The 13,445-nt window shown below is 68.6% G+C and carries 14 protein-coding genes; 9 read left to right on the forward strand and 5 right to left on the reverse strand.

Translation table 11 applies throughout. The annotated features are described in order from the left end of the window. On the reverse strand, positions 1–383 hold a 383-nt coding region (locus tag ACWDU1_RS18555; protein WP_449999978.1), incomplete at its 3' end, for an alcohol dehydrogenase catalytic domain-containing protein. A gap of 112 nt (positions 384–495) precedes the next feature. On the opposite strand from ACWDU1_RS18555, the gene ACWDU1_RS18560 reads away from it, so the two are divergent. Beyond that, positions 496–846 carry a hypothetical protein gene (locus ACWDU1_RS18560; protein ID WP_449999980.1) on the forward strand — a complete coding sequence of 117 codons (351 nt, stop codon included), beginning with the start codon at positions 496–498 and terminating at the stop codon, positions 844–846. 154 nt (positions 847–1,000) lie between these two features. Then, complete coding sequence (locus tag ACWDU1_RS18565) at positions 1,001–2,230, forward strand: PucR family transcriptional regulator (protein WP_449999982.1); 1,230 nt, start codon at positions 1,001–1,003, stop codon at positions 2,228–2,230. Between the two features lie 3 nt (positions 2,231–2,233). On the opposite strand, the gene ACWDU1_RS18570 is transcribed toward ACWDU1_RS18565, so the two are convergent. The 4 genes from ACWDU1_RS18570 to mptB form a co-directional block, all read right to left on the reverse strand. After that, positions 2,234–3,208, reverse strand: a complete 975-nt coding sequence (locus ACWDU1_RS18570; protein ID WP_449999984.1) for a COX15/CtaA family protein — start codon at positions 3,206–3,208, stop codon at positions 2,234–2,236. Positions 3,209–3,284: 76 nt separating this feature from the next. Then, complete coding sequence (locus tag ACWDU1_RS18575) at positions 3,285–4,076, reverse strand: ABC transporter permease (protein WP_449999986.1); 792 nt, start codon at positions 4,074–4,076, stop codon at positions 3,285–3,287. Between the two features lie 64 nt (positions 4,077–4,140). Continuing rightward, the gene (locus tag ACWDU1_RS18580; RefSeq protein ID WP_449999988.1) at positions 4,141–5,073 is read right to left on the reverse strand and encodes an ABC transporter ATP-binding protein; all 933 of its coding nucleotides are present in this window, start codon (positions 5,071–5,073) and stop codon (positions 4,141–4,143) included. Continuing rightward, on the reverse strand, positions 5,070–6,791 hold the full coding sequence (gene mptB, locus ACWDU1_RS18585) for a polyprenol phosphomannose-dependent alpha 1,6 mannosyltransferase MptB (protein ID WP_449999990.1): 1,722 nt from the start codon (positions 6,789–6,791) through the stop codon (positions 5,070–5,072). Before mptB ends, ACWDU1_RS18580 begins: the two co-directional genes overlap by 4 nt. Positions 6,792–7,074: 283 nt before the next feature. Here mptB and ACWDU1_RS18590 point away from each other — a divergent pair, with 283 nt between their 5' ends. The 7 genes from ACWDU1_RS18590 to ACWDU1_RS18620 all read left to right on the forward strand — a co-directional run. Next, on the forward strand, positions 7,075–7,941 hold the full coding sequence (locus ACWDU1_RS18590; RefSeq protein ID WP_449999992.1) for a helix-turn-helix transcriptional regulator: 867 nt from the start codon (positions 7,075–7,077) through the stop codon (positions 7,939–7,941). Beyond that, positions 7,938–9,374 carry a Fe-S cluster assembly protein SufB gene (sufB, locus tag ACWDU1_RS18595; RefSeq protein WP_449999994.1) on the forward strand — a complete coding sequence of 479 codons (1,437 nt, stop codon included), beginning with the start codon at positions 7,938–7,940 and terminating at the stop codon, positions 9,372–9,374. Before ACWDU1_RS18590 ends, sufB begins: the two co-directional genes overlap by 4 nt. Further along, complete coding sequence (gene sufD / locus ACWDU1_RS18600) at positions 9,374–10,585, forward strand: Fe-S cluster assembly protein SufD (RefSeq protein WP_449999995.1); 1,212 nt, start codon at positions 9,374–9,376, stop codon at positions 10,583–10,585. Before sufB ends, sufD begins: the two co-directional genes overlap by 1 nt. Before the next feature lie 43 nt (positions 10,586–10,628). Then, the gene (gene sufC / locus ACWDU1_RS18605) at positions 10,629–11,399 is read left to right on the forward strand and encodes a Fe-S cluster assembly ATPase SufC (protein ID WP_449999997.1); all 771 of its coding nucleotides are present in this window, start codon (positions 10,629–10,631) and stop codon (positions 11,397–11,399) included. Between the two features lies 1 nt (position 11,400). Beyond that, positions 11,401–12,654 (forward strand): cysteine desulfurase, encoded by a 1,254-nt coding sequence (locus tag ACWDU1_RS18610; RefSeq protein WP_449999999.1) that lies wholly within the window; start codon positions 11,401–11,403, stop codon positions 12,652–12,654. Between the two features lie 3 nt (positions 12,655–12,657). Further along, a complete protein-coding gene (gene sufU / locus ACWDU1_RS18615) occupies positions 12,658–13,161 on the forward strand; it encodes a Fe-S cluster assembly sulfur transfer protein SufU (RefSeq protein WP_450000000.1) in 504 nt (167 codons plus the stop codon). Further along, on the forward strand, positions 13,158–13,445 hold a 288-nt coding region (locus ACWDU1_RS18620), incomplete at its 3' end, for a metal-sulfur cluster assembly factor (protein ID WP_450000002.1). The genes sufU and ACWDU1_RS18620, both read left to right, overlap by 4 nt.

The raw sequence follows: 13,445 nt of genomic DNA on the forward strand, positions 1-13,445 counted from the left end.
AGATAGTGCGCGGTCATCCCCTGCAGCAGTGCCGAGGCTGCCACCGGCGGGTCGACATCGCCGGGTACGGCCACCGCGACCGCCGCGTCCACCACGGTGCGCGGTGCGTAACTGTTCGGCCCGGCCGCCCAGGCGATCCGGTCGCCGGCCGCGAATCCGGTCACCTCGGAACCGATTTCGGCGACGATTCCGGTGCCCTCGGAACCGGGGATGTAGGGAACCGGCCGGGGATAGGTGCCGGTCCGGAAATAGGTGTCGATGTAATTGACACCGACGGCGTCCACATCGACGAGCAGCTGATTCGGCCCGGGTTCCGGTTCGGGAACCTCGGCGAGGGTCAGGACCTCGGGACCGCCGTGCCTGTCTACCCGGATGGCGCGCATGGTCCAGTTCTACACCCGTGCCGCCGGGAGGATCCCGCGGGCCCGCGGGATCCGGCCCGGCCGCGCGGACGGCACCGCCGGGGAGGTATTACCCGCCGGTAGACTCCGATTCATGAGTGCTGATACCGCAACCGCCACCGTTCGCGCGCCGAAGGGCGTCGTCGATTCGGTCCGCACATTCGTCTCCGCGCACGGCGGTTCCGCCGAAGCCGTGCTGCAGCCGGTGGGCCGTCGTGGTGTGCGGATCACCCTGGTCGGCGCCGACGGTGTGCTCGGCGACCGCATGGTGGCCGATACGGCGGCCGCGCAGGCCGTGGTCGAGGCGGTGGACGGCCTGACGGCCGCCGAGGGCTGGGAGCGTGAACTGGTCTCGCGGACCACGCCGGCCGCGGGCCACTGGGCGAGGATGGCCGGGTGGGTCGCGAAGCAGACCCGGTTCCCCGTGGCGCGCAACGAGAAATAGGTCCCCGTTTATGTGATACCTGTGGGTACTCACAGGTCGGCCCCTGGGCCTTCAGGTAGCTCGAACAGATTCGTGGGCAAAAACTACTGGCGAGTAACCGGTTCGCGCTACCGTTGGTGCCTCGAGCGACAGCCTTGGGGTAGAAGGAGCCGATATGACGGTCAGTAGTCCGACCCGAGCCCGACTTACGGTGTCCGGCCGTCCCATTTCGAACCATCTGCGCGATGTCTCGGCGCTTTCGCGGCAGATGGTCGGGCATTTCGTCGAGCACGTCGCGCCGTGCGGGACCCTGCCGGGCGATGCCCTGCAGGGTGATGTGACCGCCGTGACGCGGCTGTGTCTCGAACTCACCCTCAGCCGGCTCGACGGCCGCGAACTCCCGGAGCGGATCGAACAACTCCGGGAAGCCGCCGCCGAATGGGCCCGTGAAGGTATCCCGATCGACACCATCAACCACGCGATCCACGAGGGTTTCAAACTCGGCTTCGACCGGATCATGTCCACCGCCGGCCCCGCCGATTCGGCGACCCTGGTCGCGACCGCCCGCCGGATGCTGGAAATCCTCGACACCATCACCTCGGAGGTCGCGCTGGCGTACGTGGGTGAGTACCGCGGGGTGGTCTCCGAGCACCACACCGCCGTGCACACCCTGACCTCCGCACTGCTCGGTGGGCACAGCACGGCCACCATGGCCCGCGAATGCGGTATCGAGATCGCCTCGTCGTATCAGGTGGTGGCGCTGGCCTTGCCGCCGCATCCGGACGAATCGGCGCCGCGGGTCGACGGGCGGATCGTGGCGCGGCGGAAACTGCGCCGGGTCCAGGCGGAACTGGCCCGCCGCTGCGGTGAACGGGCGCTCTCGCTGCTCAGCATCGACGGCGGCACCGTCCTGCTACCCGCCGAGGCGTTCCCGGACGAGACCCTCGACGCGCTGATCGACGGACTGTCCCGGGTGGCGCAGGTGCCGGTCACCGCGACCGTGGTGACCGCCGTGCCCACCGAGATCCCCGACGCCACCGACCGGGCCCACGAACTCCTCGACACCGTGCAGCGCATCACCGACGGCGGTGGGCTGCACCGGTTCACCGACCTGGCCCTGGAATTCCAGATCACCCGGCCCGGCCCGGCCCGCGAGCACCTCAGCGCGATACTGGACCCGCTGGACGAACACCCGGAACTCCTGGAAACGCTGCGCCAGCACATCGCCAACAACTTCAACCGGCAGCGCACCGCGCGGCTGATGCATATGCACACCAACACCCTCGACTACCGGCTCAAACGGGTCCGGCTGCTGACCGGTTTCGATCCGGCGATTCCCACCGGCCTGTGGTATCTGACCTCCGCGCTGGTCGCCCGGAGCTACACCAGCGGTAGCGGGACCTGACGTTCAGGCGGGTTGCGTATCCGGCTGCCGGACCCCGGCCGGTAGCGGTTCGCGGGTACGCAGCGAGGCCCACAGCGCGGCGGTGGCCGCGGTGCACAGCGCCGCGCCGCCCACATGGATGGCGACCAGGGCCGCGGGCACATCGGTGAAGTACTGCACCACTCCGACCAGCGCCTGTGCGAGCACCAGGCCGATCAGGACGAAGTACCGGTCGCGGACCGGTTTGGTGATCCCGGTCGCGTACAGGCCGAACCCGAGTCCGATCAGCAGGGCCAGGTAGCCGATGAGCAGTTGCGAATGCAGATGCACAAGGGTGGTGATCTCGATTTCGAGCCGGGCCACCGGGCGATCGATGCTCTTGTCGCCCGCGTGCGGGCCCGCGCCGGTGACCAGGGTTCCGGCCACCAGGACTCCACCCAGGGCGACGCCGCTGAGCGCGGTGAGTATGCGCAGCGGGACCGGAGCGCGAACCGTCTCTACGCCGTCGTCCGGTGTAGCCACCTTCGAGACCAGCACCGCGGCCAGCCAGACCATGAGCATGGAGGCCAGCAGATGCAGCGCGACGGTCCACCACAGCAGTCCGGTCAGCACGGTGATACCGCCGAGGATCGCCTGCAGCACGGTGCCCGCGGGCATCAACCAGGCATAGACCAGGACTTCACGGCGGCGCCGGGCCCGGATGACAGCGAGAACGACGAGCGCCGCGCACAGGGTCACCGCGAAGACGAGCATCCGGTTGCCGAACTCCACGGCCTGATGGATCCCGGGCACTTCCGAGACGCCGACCGGCGTGAAACTGCCCGGGAAGCACTGCGGCCAGGTCGGGCAGCCGAGCCCGGAGGCGGTGACCCGCACGATCGCGCCGGTCACGGCGATTCCGGCCTGGGTGGCGAGCACCGCCAGCGCGATCAGGAGCTGGGTGCGCCGCGAGGGCAGGGGGAGCCGGTCGACGAGTCGCAGGAAGGCGCGTGAGAGCACGTCACGATGGTAGCGGGCGGCCCGGCGGTGCCCGCCGCCGGTCTACTACAACGCGTCGTGGCCGCCCGGGCGCGGGTTATTCGAACCGGAACCAGCGCACGGCCAGCAGGCCGGCCCCGGTACCCCACAGGGCCAGGACCACGACCCCGAACCAGTCGACGCTCCCGCGCAGCGCGTCCTCCAGGGCGACGGCCAGCGCGCCGGAGGGCACCAACCGCACCAGGGTGTGCACCGCCGACGGCAGTTCTTCGGATGCGAAGACCACACTCGCGATGCCCAGCATCACGAACCAGAGGATATTCGCCAGCGCCAGCACCACTTCGGCCTTCAGGGTGCCCCCGAGCAGCAGTCCCATCGCGGCGAAGGTCGCGGTGCCGAGTGCGATGAGCAGGGCGCCGAGCGCCAATCCCGCGGGAGTCGGCCGCCAGCCCAGGGCCACTCCGATCAGCCCCAGCAGCACGGCCTGCAGGATCACCACCAGCAGTACGGCACCACTCTTACCGGCGACGATTCCCCAGCGGGGCAGCGGGGTGGCGCCGAGGCGCTTGAGCGCGCCGTAGCGCCGGTCGAAACCGATGGCGATGGCCTGCCCGGTGAAGGCCGTCGACATCACCGCCACCATCATCACCGCGGGCACGATCTTGTCGATCTTGTCCGGGCCCATATCGCCGAACGGCAGCAGGGCGAGGCCGATCAGCAGTGTGATGGGAATGAACATGGTGAGCAGCAACTGCTCGCCGTTGCGCAACAGCAGCACCAGATCCAGCCGGGTCTGCGCGAACAGCATGGCGCCGCGGCCGGCCGGACGCGGATCGGGGGCGAAGGTTCCCGGCCCGAACCGATTCACAGCCGGATCCGGTCTCGTCACGGCAACTCCCTCGAAATTGGTCGATGCGGTCCGCGGAGGCCGGAGCGGAGCCGGAGGTATCGCATCATGCGCGCAGATCCCGTCCGGTCAGTTCCAGGAACACGTCCTCGAGGCGGCGCTGGTCGATGCGGATATCGGTGGCCAGCACGTTCACCCGGGCACACCAGGCCGTTACGGTGGCCAGCACCTGCGGGTTGATCTCACCCTCCACGAGATACGAACCCGGGCTGGTCTCCTGCGGTGAGAATCCCTCCGGCAGAGCCCGCTGCAGCAGGGCCAGGTCGAGGTTCGGGGGTGCGGCGAAGCGCAATTGGCCGGCCGCGCCGTGCGCGGTCACCTCGGCGGGGGAACCGGACGCGACGATTCGCCCGTGGTCGATGATGACCAGATGGTCGGCCAGTTCCTCGGCCTCGTCCATGAGATGTGTCGTCAGCAGCACGCTGACGCCGTCCCGGCGCAGCGCGTCGATCAACTCCCACACCATGATCCGGGCCTGGGCGTCCATCCCGGCGGTGGGTTCGTCGAGGAAGACGATCTCCGGGCGGCCCACCAGGGCGCAGGCCAGCGACAGCCGCTGCTGCTGCCCACCGGAGAGCCGCCGGTACGGCGTGCGCCGGCTGTCGGACATACCCAGCACACCCAGCAGCCAGTCCGGATCGAGCGGATCGGCCGAGTACGAGGCGACCAGATCCAGCATCTCCCCGGCGCGGGCGCCCGGATAGGCGCCGCCACCCTGCAACATCACACCGATCCGGGGCCGCAACCGCTCGGAGTCGGCGATGGGATCCAGGCCGAGCACCCGCACACTCCCGGCGTCGGGCCGTACGAAACCCTCGCACATCTCCACTGTCGTGGTCTTACCGGCGCCGTTGGGTCCGAGCAGGGCGAACACCTGGGCCGGTTCGATCGTGAAGGCGATACCGTCCACCGCGGTCGTCTCGCCGTAGCGTTTGGCGACGTGGTCCACCTGAACGGCGGGTACCCGGGAAGCGGTCACGACGTCACACCGTATGCCCCGGCCGCCTGTGACGGGGGCGACACCCCCTGCTGGGCGCGCCACGGCAGGGCGTTGCGGGTGACCACGATGAACAGGACGGAGACGACGACCGTCGCCACCGCCGACCCGACGATCTGGAAGACCTCGAGATCCGCGCCCCGGGGCATCAGGATGACGCTCACCACCGCGGAGATACCGACGGCGGGCGCGCGGAACACCGGACGGGTGGCCCAGGCCGCCAGCGGCACGATCGCCCACAGCAGATACCAGGGCTGCACCACCGGGAACAGCAGCACGATCGCGCCCAGCGCGACACCGAGCGCGCCGACCGGATGGACCCGGCCGGTCCAGGTGGCCACCAGCATGCGCACCGTGATGACGCCCGCCACCACCGCGGCGATCGGCCGGGTGATGCTGAGCAGCGCGGTGGTGTGATCGCCCAGCCCCAGCAGGACCCCGCCGAAGCCGGTGACGATACCCAGCGCTGTCGGCAACGACATCCAGCTGCGGACCGCGCTGGCGGTGTTGAGGGTGTTCAGCCAGCCGAAACCGAGGCCGCTGGCGGTACTGATCACCAGAGTCGTCAGTATCGCGATCAATCCGAGCAATCCCGCGGCGGCGAGGATCGGCCGCAGCCCCGGACCCCAGCGCCGGGCCAGGGCCATACCCGCGAATCCCAGCGCGATGATCGAGGTGACCTTCACCGACGAGGAGAGGCTGATGGTCACCGCCCCTCCGATCAGCAGCGCCCAGCCGCGCCCGTCCAGCGGTGGTGGCCCACCGTCGCCGGGGACTCCGTGGATGGCGCGGAGCATGAATTCCAGACCCGCCAGCATCAGGCCCAGCATCAGCGCGTCGTTGTGCACGCCGCCGACCAGATGGAACAGCACCAGCGGGTTGGCCACCCCGAGCCACAGCGCGCTGACCGGCGCCACCCCGCAACGCACCGACAGGCGCGGCAGCGCCCAGACGATGAGTGCGACCCCGGCGAGGGCGAGCAACCGGTGTACCCACACCCCGGCCAGGATGTTCTCGCCGGTGATCTCGGCTATCCCGTGCCCGATCCAGAGGAACAGCGGCCCATAGGGCGCGGGCGTCTCCCGCCAGATGTTGGGGACATTGTTGGTGAGCACGTTGTCGATGCCGAGCCCGGCGACCGGCCCCTCCTGATAGGGGTCGATACCCCGTGCGGCGATCTCGCTCTGCGCCAGATAGGAGTACACGTCGTTGCTGAACATCGGCGGTGCCACGCACAGCGGGATGATCCAGAGCAGCAGGGTGCGGTCCAGCTGGCGGCGGGTCAGCCGGTGCCGCGGCGAACCGCCGAGGCCGCCGACGGCGAAACGGCCCAGCAGCAGCCAGGCCAGCACCACGGTCGCGGTGCCCACCATGCACATGGCCAGGGACCCGGTGTGAGCGCGGGCGAAGATACCCAGCACCCGCATCCCGGAGGTCGGATTCTGGTGCACCGGCTGCGCGCCGATACCGAGTGCGCTGATCGCCATCAGAACGGTGCCCGTGGCGCCCATCAGCCGGATCCGGTCCAGTTGCCTGCGTTCGCGCCGGTCCAGCCCGGGGACCTCGGATTCGTCACTGTGCAGAACCGCGATGGTGTGCTCGGAGGCCGGTACGTCCAGCCCGAGAACGCGCCGCACCAGTCCCAGCGCTCGCTGCCCGCGCGACGCCGATGCGCCCGGGGCGCCTGCCTGTCCTGCCACGGTCACCGAGACTAGTTCGCCGCGGGCGCAGTTCGCGCCCGGCGGTGGTTTTCCGGATTCCGGGCGGTCGATGGGTGCGGGCGGTCCGGTGGCCGGGAACGGGGTACCGGTGCCGGAGTGAAGCACATCACTGTGCGAATTCCGCAGCCGCCGCGGGTCGCGGGAGTTGTTCGCCGGAGCAGGCGATTTCCGGGTATGACCGGGGAAATGCCCGGTCCCGGCGACCGGCCTGGTCAGGGCACCCTTATTAGATTTCGGGAACGAATTCCGCCACACTGATGTTGTGAAAACTGTGGGTTTGCCGAACACGGACGAACGGGCTGGTCACCGGACCGGTACCGGGTCTGCCGGCGTGCCCGTGACCGGCGGGGAGGGCCACACCCGGGCGGCGATCGTACGGCTGCTGCTCGAGGAGGGCCCCATCACCGCGACCGCGATCGGCAGCGCGCTGGGCCTGGCCCCGGCGGGGGTGCGCCGTCATCTGGACGCGCTCATCGAATCGGGCCAGGCCCGCGCCGGGCGGTCCGCGCCGTGGCAGCAGAAGGGGCGCGGACGTCCGGCCAAGCAGTACCAGCTCACTTCGGCCGGGCGGAGCGCGCTGGGGCACGCCTACGACGATCTGGCGGGTGCCGCCATCCGGCAGCTGCGAGAGATCGGCGGCGAGGAGGCCGTGACCACGTTCGCGCGGAAGCGGGCCCGGACGCTGGTCGACGGAATAGCGGCGCTGCCGGAGCGGCGCGGCGAGGCCTCGGCCGGTCCCGTCGCGAAGGCAGACGATACCGTTCGGTCCGAAACGGTGGCCAAGGCCGACGAGATCGCCACGGCGCTGTCGGACGCCGGATTCGCCGCGACCACCCGCCGGGTGGGCGCGGGCGTGCAGATCTGTCAGCATCACTGCCCGGTCTCGCATGTGGCCGAGGAATTCCCCGAGCTGTGCGAAGCCGAGCTCGAGGTCTTCCGGGAAGTGCTCGGCACCCATGTGCAGCGGCTGGCGACCATCGCCAACGGTGACTGTGCCTGCACCACACACGTACCACTCACCGTGCTCCCGACCCCGGAGCCCGGTGCCCAACCGAACAATGCTCCACCCACCACCGCTGTGCAGCCCGCAGCGGACGTAACGAACGACTCCGGAAGGAGCGCCGAATGACGACCACCACCGACCAGGTGCCACAGCTCACCCAGGATGAGGCCATCGCCTCACTGGGTAACTACGGCTACGGCTGGGCCGACTCGGATGTGGCGGGCGCCAGCGCGCAGCGTGGTCTGTCCGAAGAGGTCGTTCGCGATATCTCGGACAAGAAGAGCGAGCCGACCTGGATGCTGGAGAACCGGCTCAAGGCGCTGCGGATCTTCGATCGCAAGCCCATGCCGAACTGGGGCTCCAATCTCGAGGGCATCGACTTCGACAACATCAAGTACTTCGTGCGCTCCACCGAGAAGCAGGCCGCGAGCTGGGAAGACCTGCCCGAGGACATCAAGAACACCTACGACCGGCTCGGTATCCCGGAGGCGGAGAAGCAGCGGCTGGTCGCCGGTGTCGCCGCCCAGTACGAGTCGGAGGTCGTGTACCACCAGATCCGCGAGGATCTGGAGGCCCAGGGCGTGATCTTCCTCGATACCGATACCGGCCTGAAGCAGCATCCGGAGATCTTCCAGGAGTACTTCGGCAGCGTGATCCCGGCCGGCGACAACAAGTTCTCCGCGCTGAACACCGCCGTGTGGTCGGGCGGATCGTTCATCTACGTGCCGCCGGGCGTGCACGTGGATATCCCGCTGCAGGCCTACTTCCGGATCAACACCGAGAACATGGGCCAGTTCGAGCGGACCCTGATCATCGTCGACGAGGACGCCTACGTGCACTACGTCGAGGGCTGCACCGCGCCGATCTACCAGTCCGATTCGCTGCATTCGGCCGTGGTCGAGATCATCGTGAAGAAGGGCGGCCGCTGCCGCTACACCACCATCCAGAACTGGTCCAACAACGTCTACAACCTGGTCACCAAGCGGGCCAAGGCGGAGGCGGGCGCGACCATGGAGTGGATCGACGGCAATATCGGCTCCAAGGTCACCATGAAGTACCCGGCCGTCTGGATGACCGGTGAGCACGCCAAGGGCGAGGTGCTCTCGGTGGCGTTCGCCGGTGAGGGCCAGCACCAGGACACCGGCGCCAAGATGGTGCACCTGGCTCCGCACACCTCCTCGACCATCGTGTCGAAGTCGGTGGCGCGCGGCGGCGGCCGGGCCTCCTACCGCGGCCTGGTCCAGGTGAACAAGGGCGCGCACGGGTCCAAGTCGACGGTGAAATGCGATGCGCTGCTGGTCGACACCATCAGCCGCTCCGATACCTACCCCTATGTCGATATCCGCGAGGACGACGTGACCATGGGGCACGAGGCCACCGTCTCCAAGGTCTCCGAGGACCAGCTGTTCTACCTGATGAGCCGCGGCCTCACCGAGGACGAGGCGATGGCGATGGTGGTGCGCGGCTTCGTCGAGCCCATCGCCAAGGAACTCCCCATGGAGTACGCGCTGGAACTCAACCGCCTGATCGAACTGCAAATGGAAGGAGCCGTCGGCTAGTGAGCGGGCTTACGAGCGAACAGACGAGCACAGCCGCCGGGTCGAATATCGCCGAGGCCGCGGAGGCCCGTACCCCCGCGCTGAACAAGGGCGAGGTGTTCACCTCCTTCGATGTGAACGCCTTCGAGATCCCCTCCGGTAAGGACGAGGCCTGGCGGTTCACCCCGCTGCGGCGGCTGCGGGGCCTGCACAACGGCACCGCCACCGCCGACGGGCAGGCCGGTGTCGAGGTCGGGCAGGTCACCGGGGTCACCGTCGAGACGGTGGGCCGCGACGATGCCCGTCTGGGCGAAGCCGGCACCCCCGCCGACCGGGTGGCCGCCCAGGCCTATTCCGGCTTCGAGCAGGCGACGGTGATCTCGGTGGGCAAGGAGACCGAGGTCGCCGAACCCGTCGTCGTACGGATCACCGGGCCGGGCGAGGGCAAGACCGCCTACGGTCATCTGCAGGTGCGGCTGGCCGAATTCGCCGTCGCCACCGTGGTCATCGACCAGCGTGGCAGCGGAACCTACGCCGAGAACCTCGAATTCGTCCTCGGCGACAGCGCCAAGCTGACCGTCGTCGCGGTGCAGGACTGGGCCGACGATGTCGTGCACGCCACCGCCCATCACGCGCTCGTGGGCCGTGACGCGGTGCTGCGGCATACCGCGGTCACCCTCGGCGGCGATCTGGTCCGGCTCACCGGCAATGTCCGCTACGCGGGACCGGGCGGCGACGCCGAACTGCTCGGGTTGTATTTCGCCGATGCGGGCCAGCATTTCGAACAGCGGCTGCTGGTCGACCACGCCGTCCCGCACTGCAAATCGAATGTGCTGTACAAGGGCGCGCTACAGGGCGATCCGGATTCGCACAAGGGTGACGCCCGCACGGTCTGGGTCGGCGATGTGCTGATCCGGGCCGCGGCCGAGGGCACCGATACGTTCGAGATCAACCGCAACCTGGTGCTCACCGACGGCGCCCGCGCCGATTCGGTGCCGAACCTGGAGATCGAGACCGGTGAGATCGTCGGCGCCGGCCACGCCTCGGCGACCGGCCGGTTCGACGACGAGCAGTTGTTCTATCTGCGTGCCCGCGGTATCCCGGAAGACGCCGCCCGCCGCCTGGTGGTGCGCGGGTTCTTCCACGAGATCATCCAGAAGATCGCGGTCCAAGAGGTCGCCGAGCGGTTGGAGGCGGCCATCGAGGCCGAACTCGCCGCCATCGGCGCCTGACCGAATCCACAGCCTCACAGCCACCGAAGGAATCCATCACGCCATGACCACCCTGGAAATCAAGGACCTGCACGCCGAGGTCAACACTCCGGACGGGGATACCGTCAAGATCCTCAACGGGGTGAACCTCACCGTGAAATCCGGCGAGACGCACGCCATCATGGGCCCCAACGGCTCCGGTAAGTCGACGCTGTCCTATGCCATCGCCGGACATCCCAAGTACACCGTCACCTCGGGTTCGATCACCCTCGACGGCGAGGACGTCTTGGAGATGTCGGTGGACGAGCGGGCGCGGGCGGGTCTGTTCCTGGCCATGCAGTACCCGATCGAGGTTCCCGGTGTCTCGATGTCGAACTTCCTGCGCACGGCCGCGACCGCGGTGCGCGGCGAGGCGCCCAAACTGCGGCACTGGGTCAAAGAGGTGAAGGAGTCGATGAACGAACTCGATATCGACGCCGCCTTCGCCGATCGCAGTGTGAACGAGGGTTTCTCCGGCGGTGAGAAGAAGCGCCACGAGATCCTGCAGCTGGGCCTGCTGAAGCCGAAGATCGCCATTCTCGACGAAACCGACTCCGGCCTCGACGTGGACGCGCTGCGCATCGTCTCCGAGGGCGTCAACCGCTACAAGGAGCGGGAGAACGGCGGGGTTCTGCTGATCACGCACTACACGCGCATCCTGCGCTATATCCAGCCGGAGTTCGTGCACGTGTTCGTGGGCGGGCGCATCGTCGCCGAGGGCGGCGCCGAACTCGCCGAGGAACTGGACGCGAACGGCTATGTGAAATTCACCCAGACGGCCGGAGCCGGAGCCTGAGATGACCGCGACCCTTCCCGCCTTCGATGTCGCCCGGATCCGGGCCGACTTCCCGATCCTGAACCGTACGGTCCGGGACGGGAAGCCGCTGGTGTACCTGGATTCCGGGGCCACCTCGCAGCGGCCGCTGGCGGTGCTGGACGCCGAACGTGAATTCCTGACCGAACGGAATTCGGCGGTGCACCGTGGCGCGCATCAGCTGGCCGAGGAGGCGACCGACGCCTACGAGGACGCCCGCGCCGAGATCGCCCGGTTCGTCGGTGTCGCCGCCGACGAGATCGTGTTCACCAAGAACGCCACCGAATCGCTGAACGTGGTGACCTACGCGTTCGCCGACGACCGGTTCCCGTATCACCTGGGCCCGGGCGACGAGATCGTGATCACCGAGCTGGAACATCACGCGAATCTGGTGCCGTGGCAGGAACTCGCCCGCCGCACCGGTGCCACGCTGCGGTGGTACGGCGTCACCGACGACGGCCGTATCGACCTGGATTCGCTCGAGCTCTCGCCGGCCACCAAGGTCGTGGCATTCACCCATCAGTCCAATGTGACCGGCGCGGTGGCCCCGGTACGGGAACTGGTGCGCCGGGCCCGGGCGGTGGGTGCGCTGGTGGTGCTGGACGCCTGCCAGTCGGTGCCGCACGCGCCGGTTGATTTCGCTGCGCTGGAGGTGGATTTCGCCGCGTTCTCCGGGCACAAGATGCTGGGTCCGTCCGGTGTCGGCGTGCTGTACGGCAAACGGGCGCTGCTCGAAGAGGTTCCGCCCTTCATCACCGGCGGTTCCATGATCGAGACCGTGACCATGGAGAAGACGACCTTCGCCCCGCCGCCGCAGCGCTTCGAGGCCGGGGTGCCGATGACCTCGCAGGTCGTCGGGCTCGGCGCCGCGGTGCGATATCTGCGGGATATCGGGATGGACGCGGTGGCCGCACACGAGCACACCCTGGTCGACGCGGCGCTCGCGGGGCTGGGCGATATCCCGGGCATCCGTATCCTCGGGCCGACCGAGAACGTGGACCGCGGTGGCGCGGTGGCGTTCGTGGCCGAGGGTATCCACGCGCACGATCTGGGCCAGATCCTGGACGACGAGGGCGTCGCGATCCGGGTCGGTCATCATTGCGCCTGGCCGCTGCACCGCCGCTTCGGCATCGCCGCGACCGCGCGGGCCTCGTTCGCGCTGTACAACACCGTGGACGAGGTGGACCGGCTGGTCGCCGCGGTGCGGAAGGCCCAGAGCTTCTTCGGGGTTGCCTAGAACATGCGCATGGAGCAGATGTACCAGGAAGTGATCCTGGACCACTACAAACATCCGCACAACCGCGGTCTCCGGGAGCCGTTCGGCGCGGAGGTGCACCACGTCAATCCCACCTGCGGGGACGAGGTGACGCTGCGGGTGCGGCTCGGCGCGGACGGCGACGTCGAGGATGTGTCCTACGACGGGCAGGGCTGCTCGATCAGCCAGGCCTCGATCTCGGTACTGACCGATCAGGTCATCGGCCTGCCGCTTTCCGAAGCGCTGGCCGTGGTCGACTCGTTCAACGAGATGATCGGCAGCCGGGGTACCGTCGAGGGTGACGAGGACATCATCGGCGACGGGATCGCCTTCGCCGGTGTCGCGAAATATCCGGCCCGGGTGAAATGCGCGCTACTGGGCTGGATGGCTTTCAAGGACGCCGTATTCCGGATCGACGGTGCGGCAGACGCCGTCGCCGCGGGCGCGGCATCCGATACCGAGCGAGTACGGAACGGGGAAACACCATGACCGAGACTTCCGCCACCGAATCCACTCCGGAGGCCGCCGCCGCACCGGCCGAGGCCGAGCTCTCGGCCGAGGAAATCGAGCAGCTGGCCGATCTCGAGGAGGCGATGCGCGATGTCGTCGATCCCGAGCTCGGCATCAACGTGGTCGACCTCGGCCTGGTGTACGGGATGCGCGTCGAGGAGACCACCGCGGTCCTGGATATGACCCTGACCTCGGCGGCCTGCCCGTTGACCGATGTGATCGAGGATCAGTCGCGCAACGCCCTGGTGCGCAGCGGCCTGGTC

The organism is Nocardia sp. NPDC003345, from assembly GCF_053589395.1.

Bases quoted from the DNA above. Each gene is read 5' to 3' on its own strand.
- sufB (WP_449999994.1), top strand. From the start codon at position 7,938: ATGACGACCACCACCGACCAGGTGCCACAGCTCACCCAGGATGAGGCC.
- sufU (WP_450000000.1), top strand. From the start codon at position 12,658: ATGCGCATGGAGCAGATGTACCAGGAAGTGATCCTGGACCACTACAAA.
- ACWDU1_RS18560 (WP_449999980.1), top strand. From the start codon at position 496: ATGAGTGCTGATACCGCAACCGCCACCGTTCGCGCGCCGAAGGGCGTC.
- ACWDU1_RS18610 (WP_449999999.1), top strand. From the start codon at position 11,401: ATGACCGCGACCCTTCCCGCCTTCGATGTCGCCCGGATCCGGGCCGAC.
- sufC (WP_449999997.1), top strand. From the start codon at position 10,629: ATGACCACCCTGGAAATCAAGGACCTGCACGCCGAGGTCAACACTCCG.
- ACWDU1_RS18565 (WP_449999982.1), top strand. From the start codon at position 1,001: ATGACGGTCAGTAGTCCGACCCGAGCCCGACTTACGGTGTCCGGCCGT.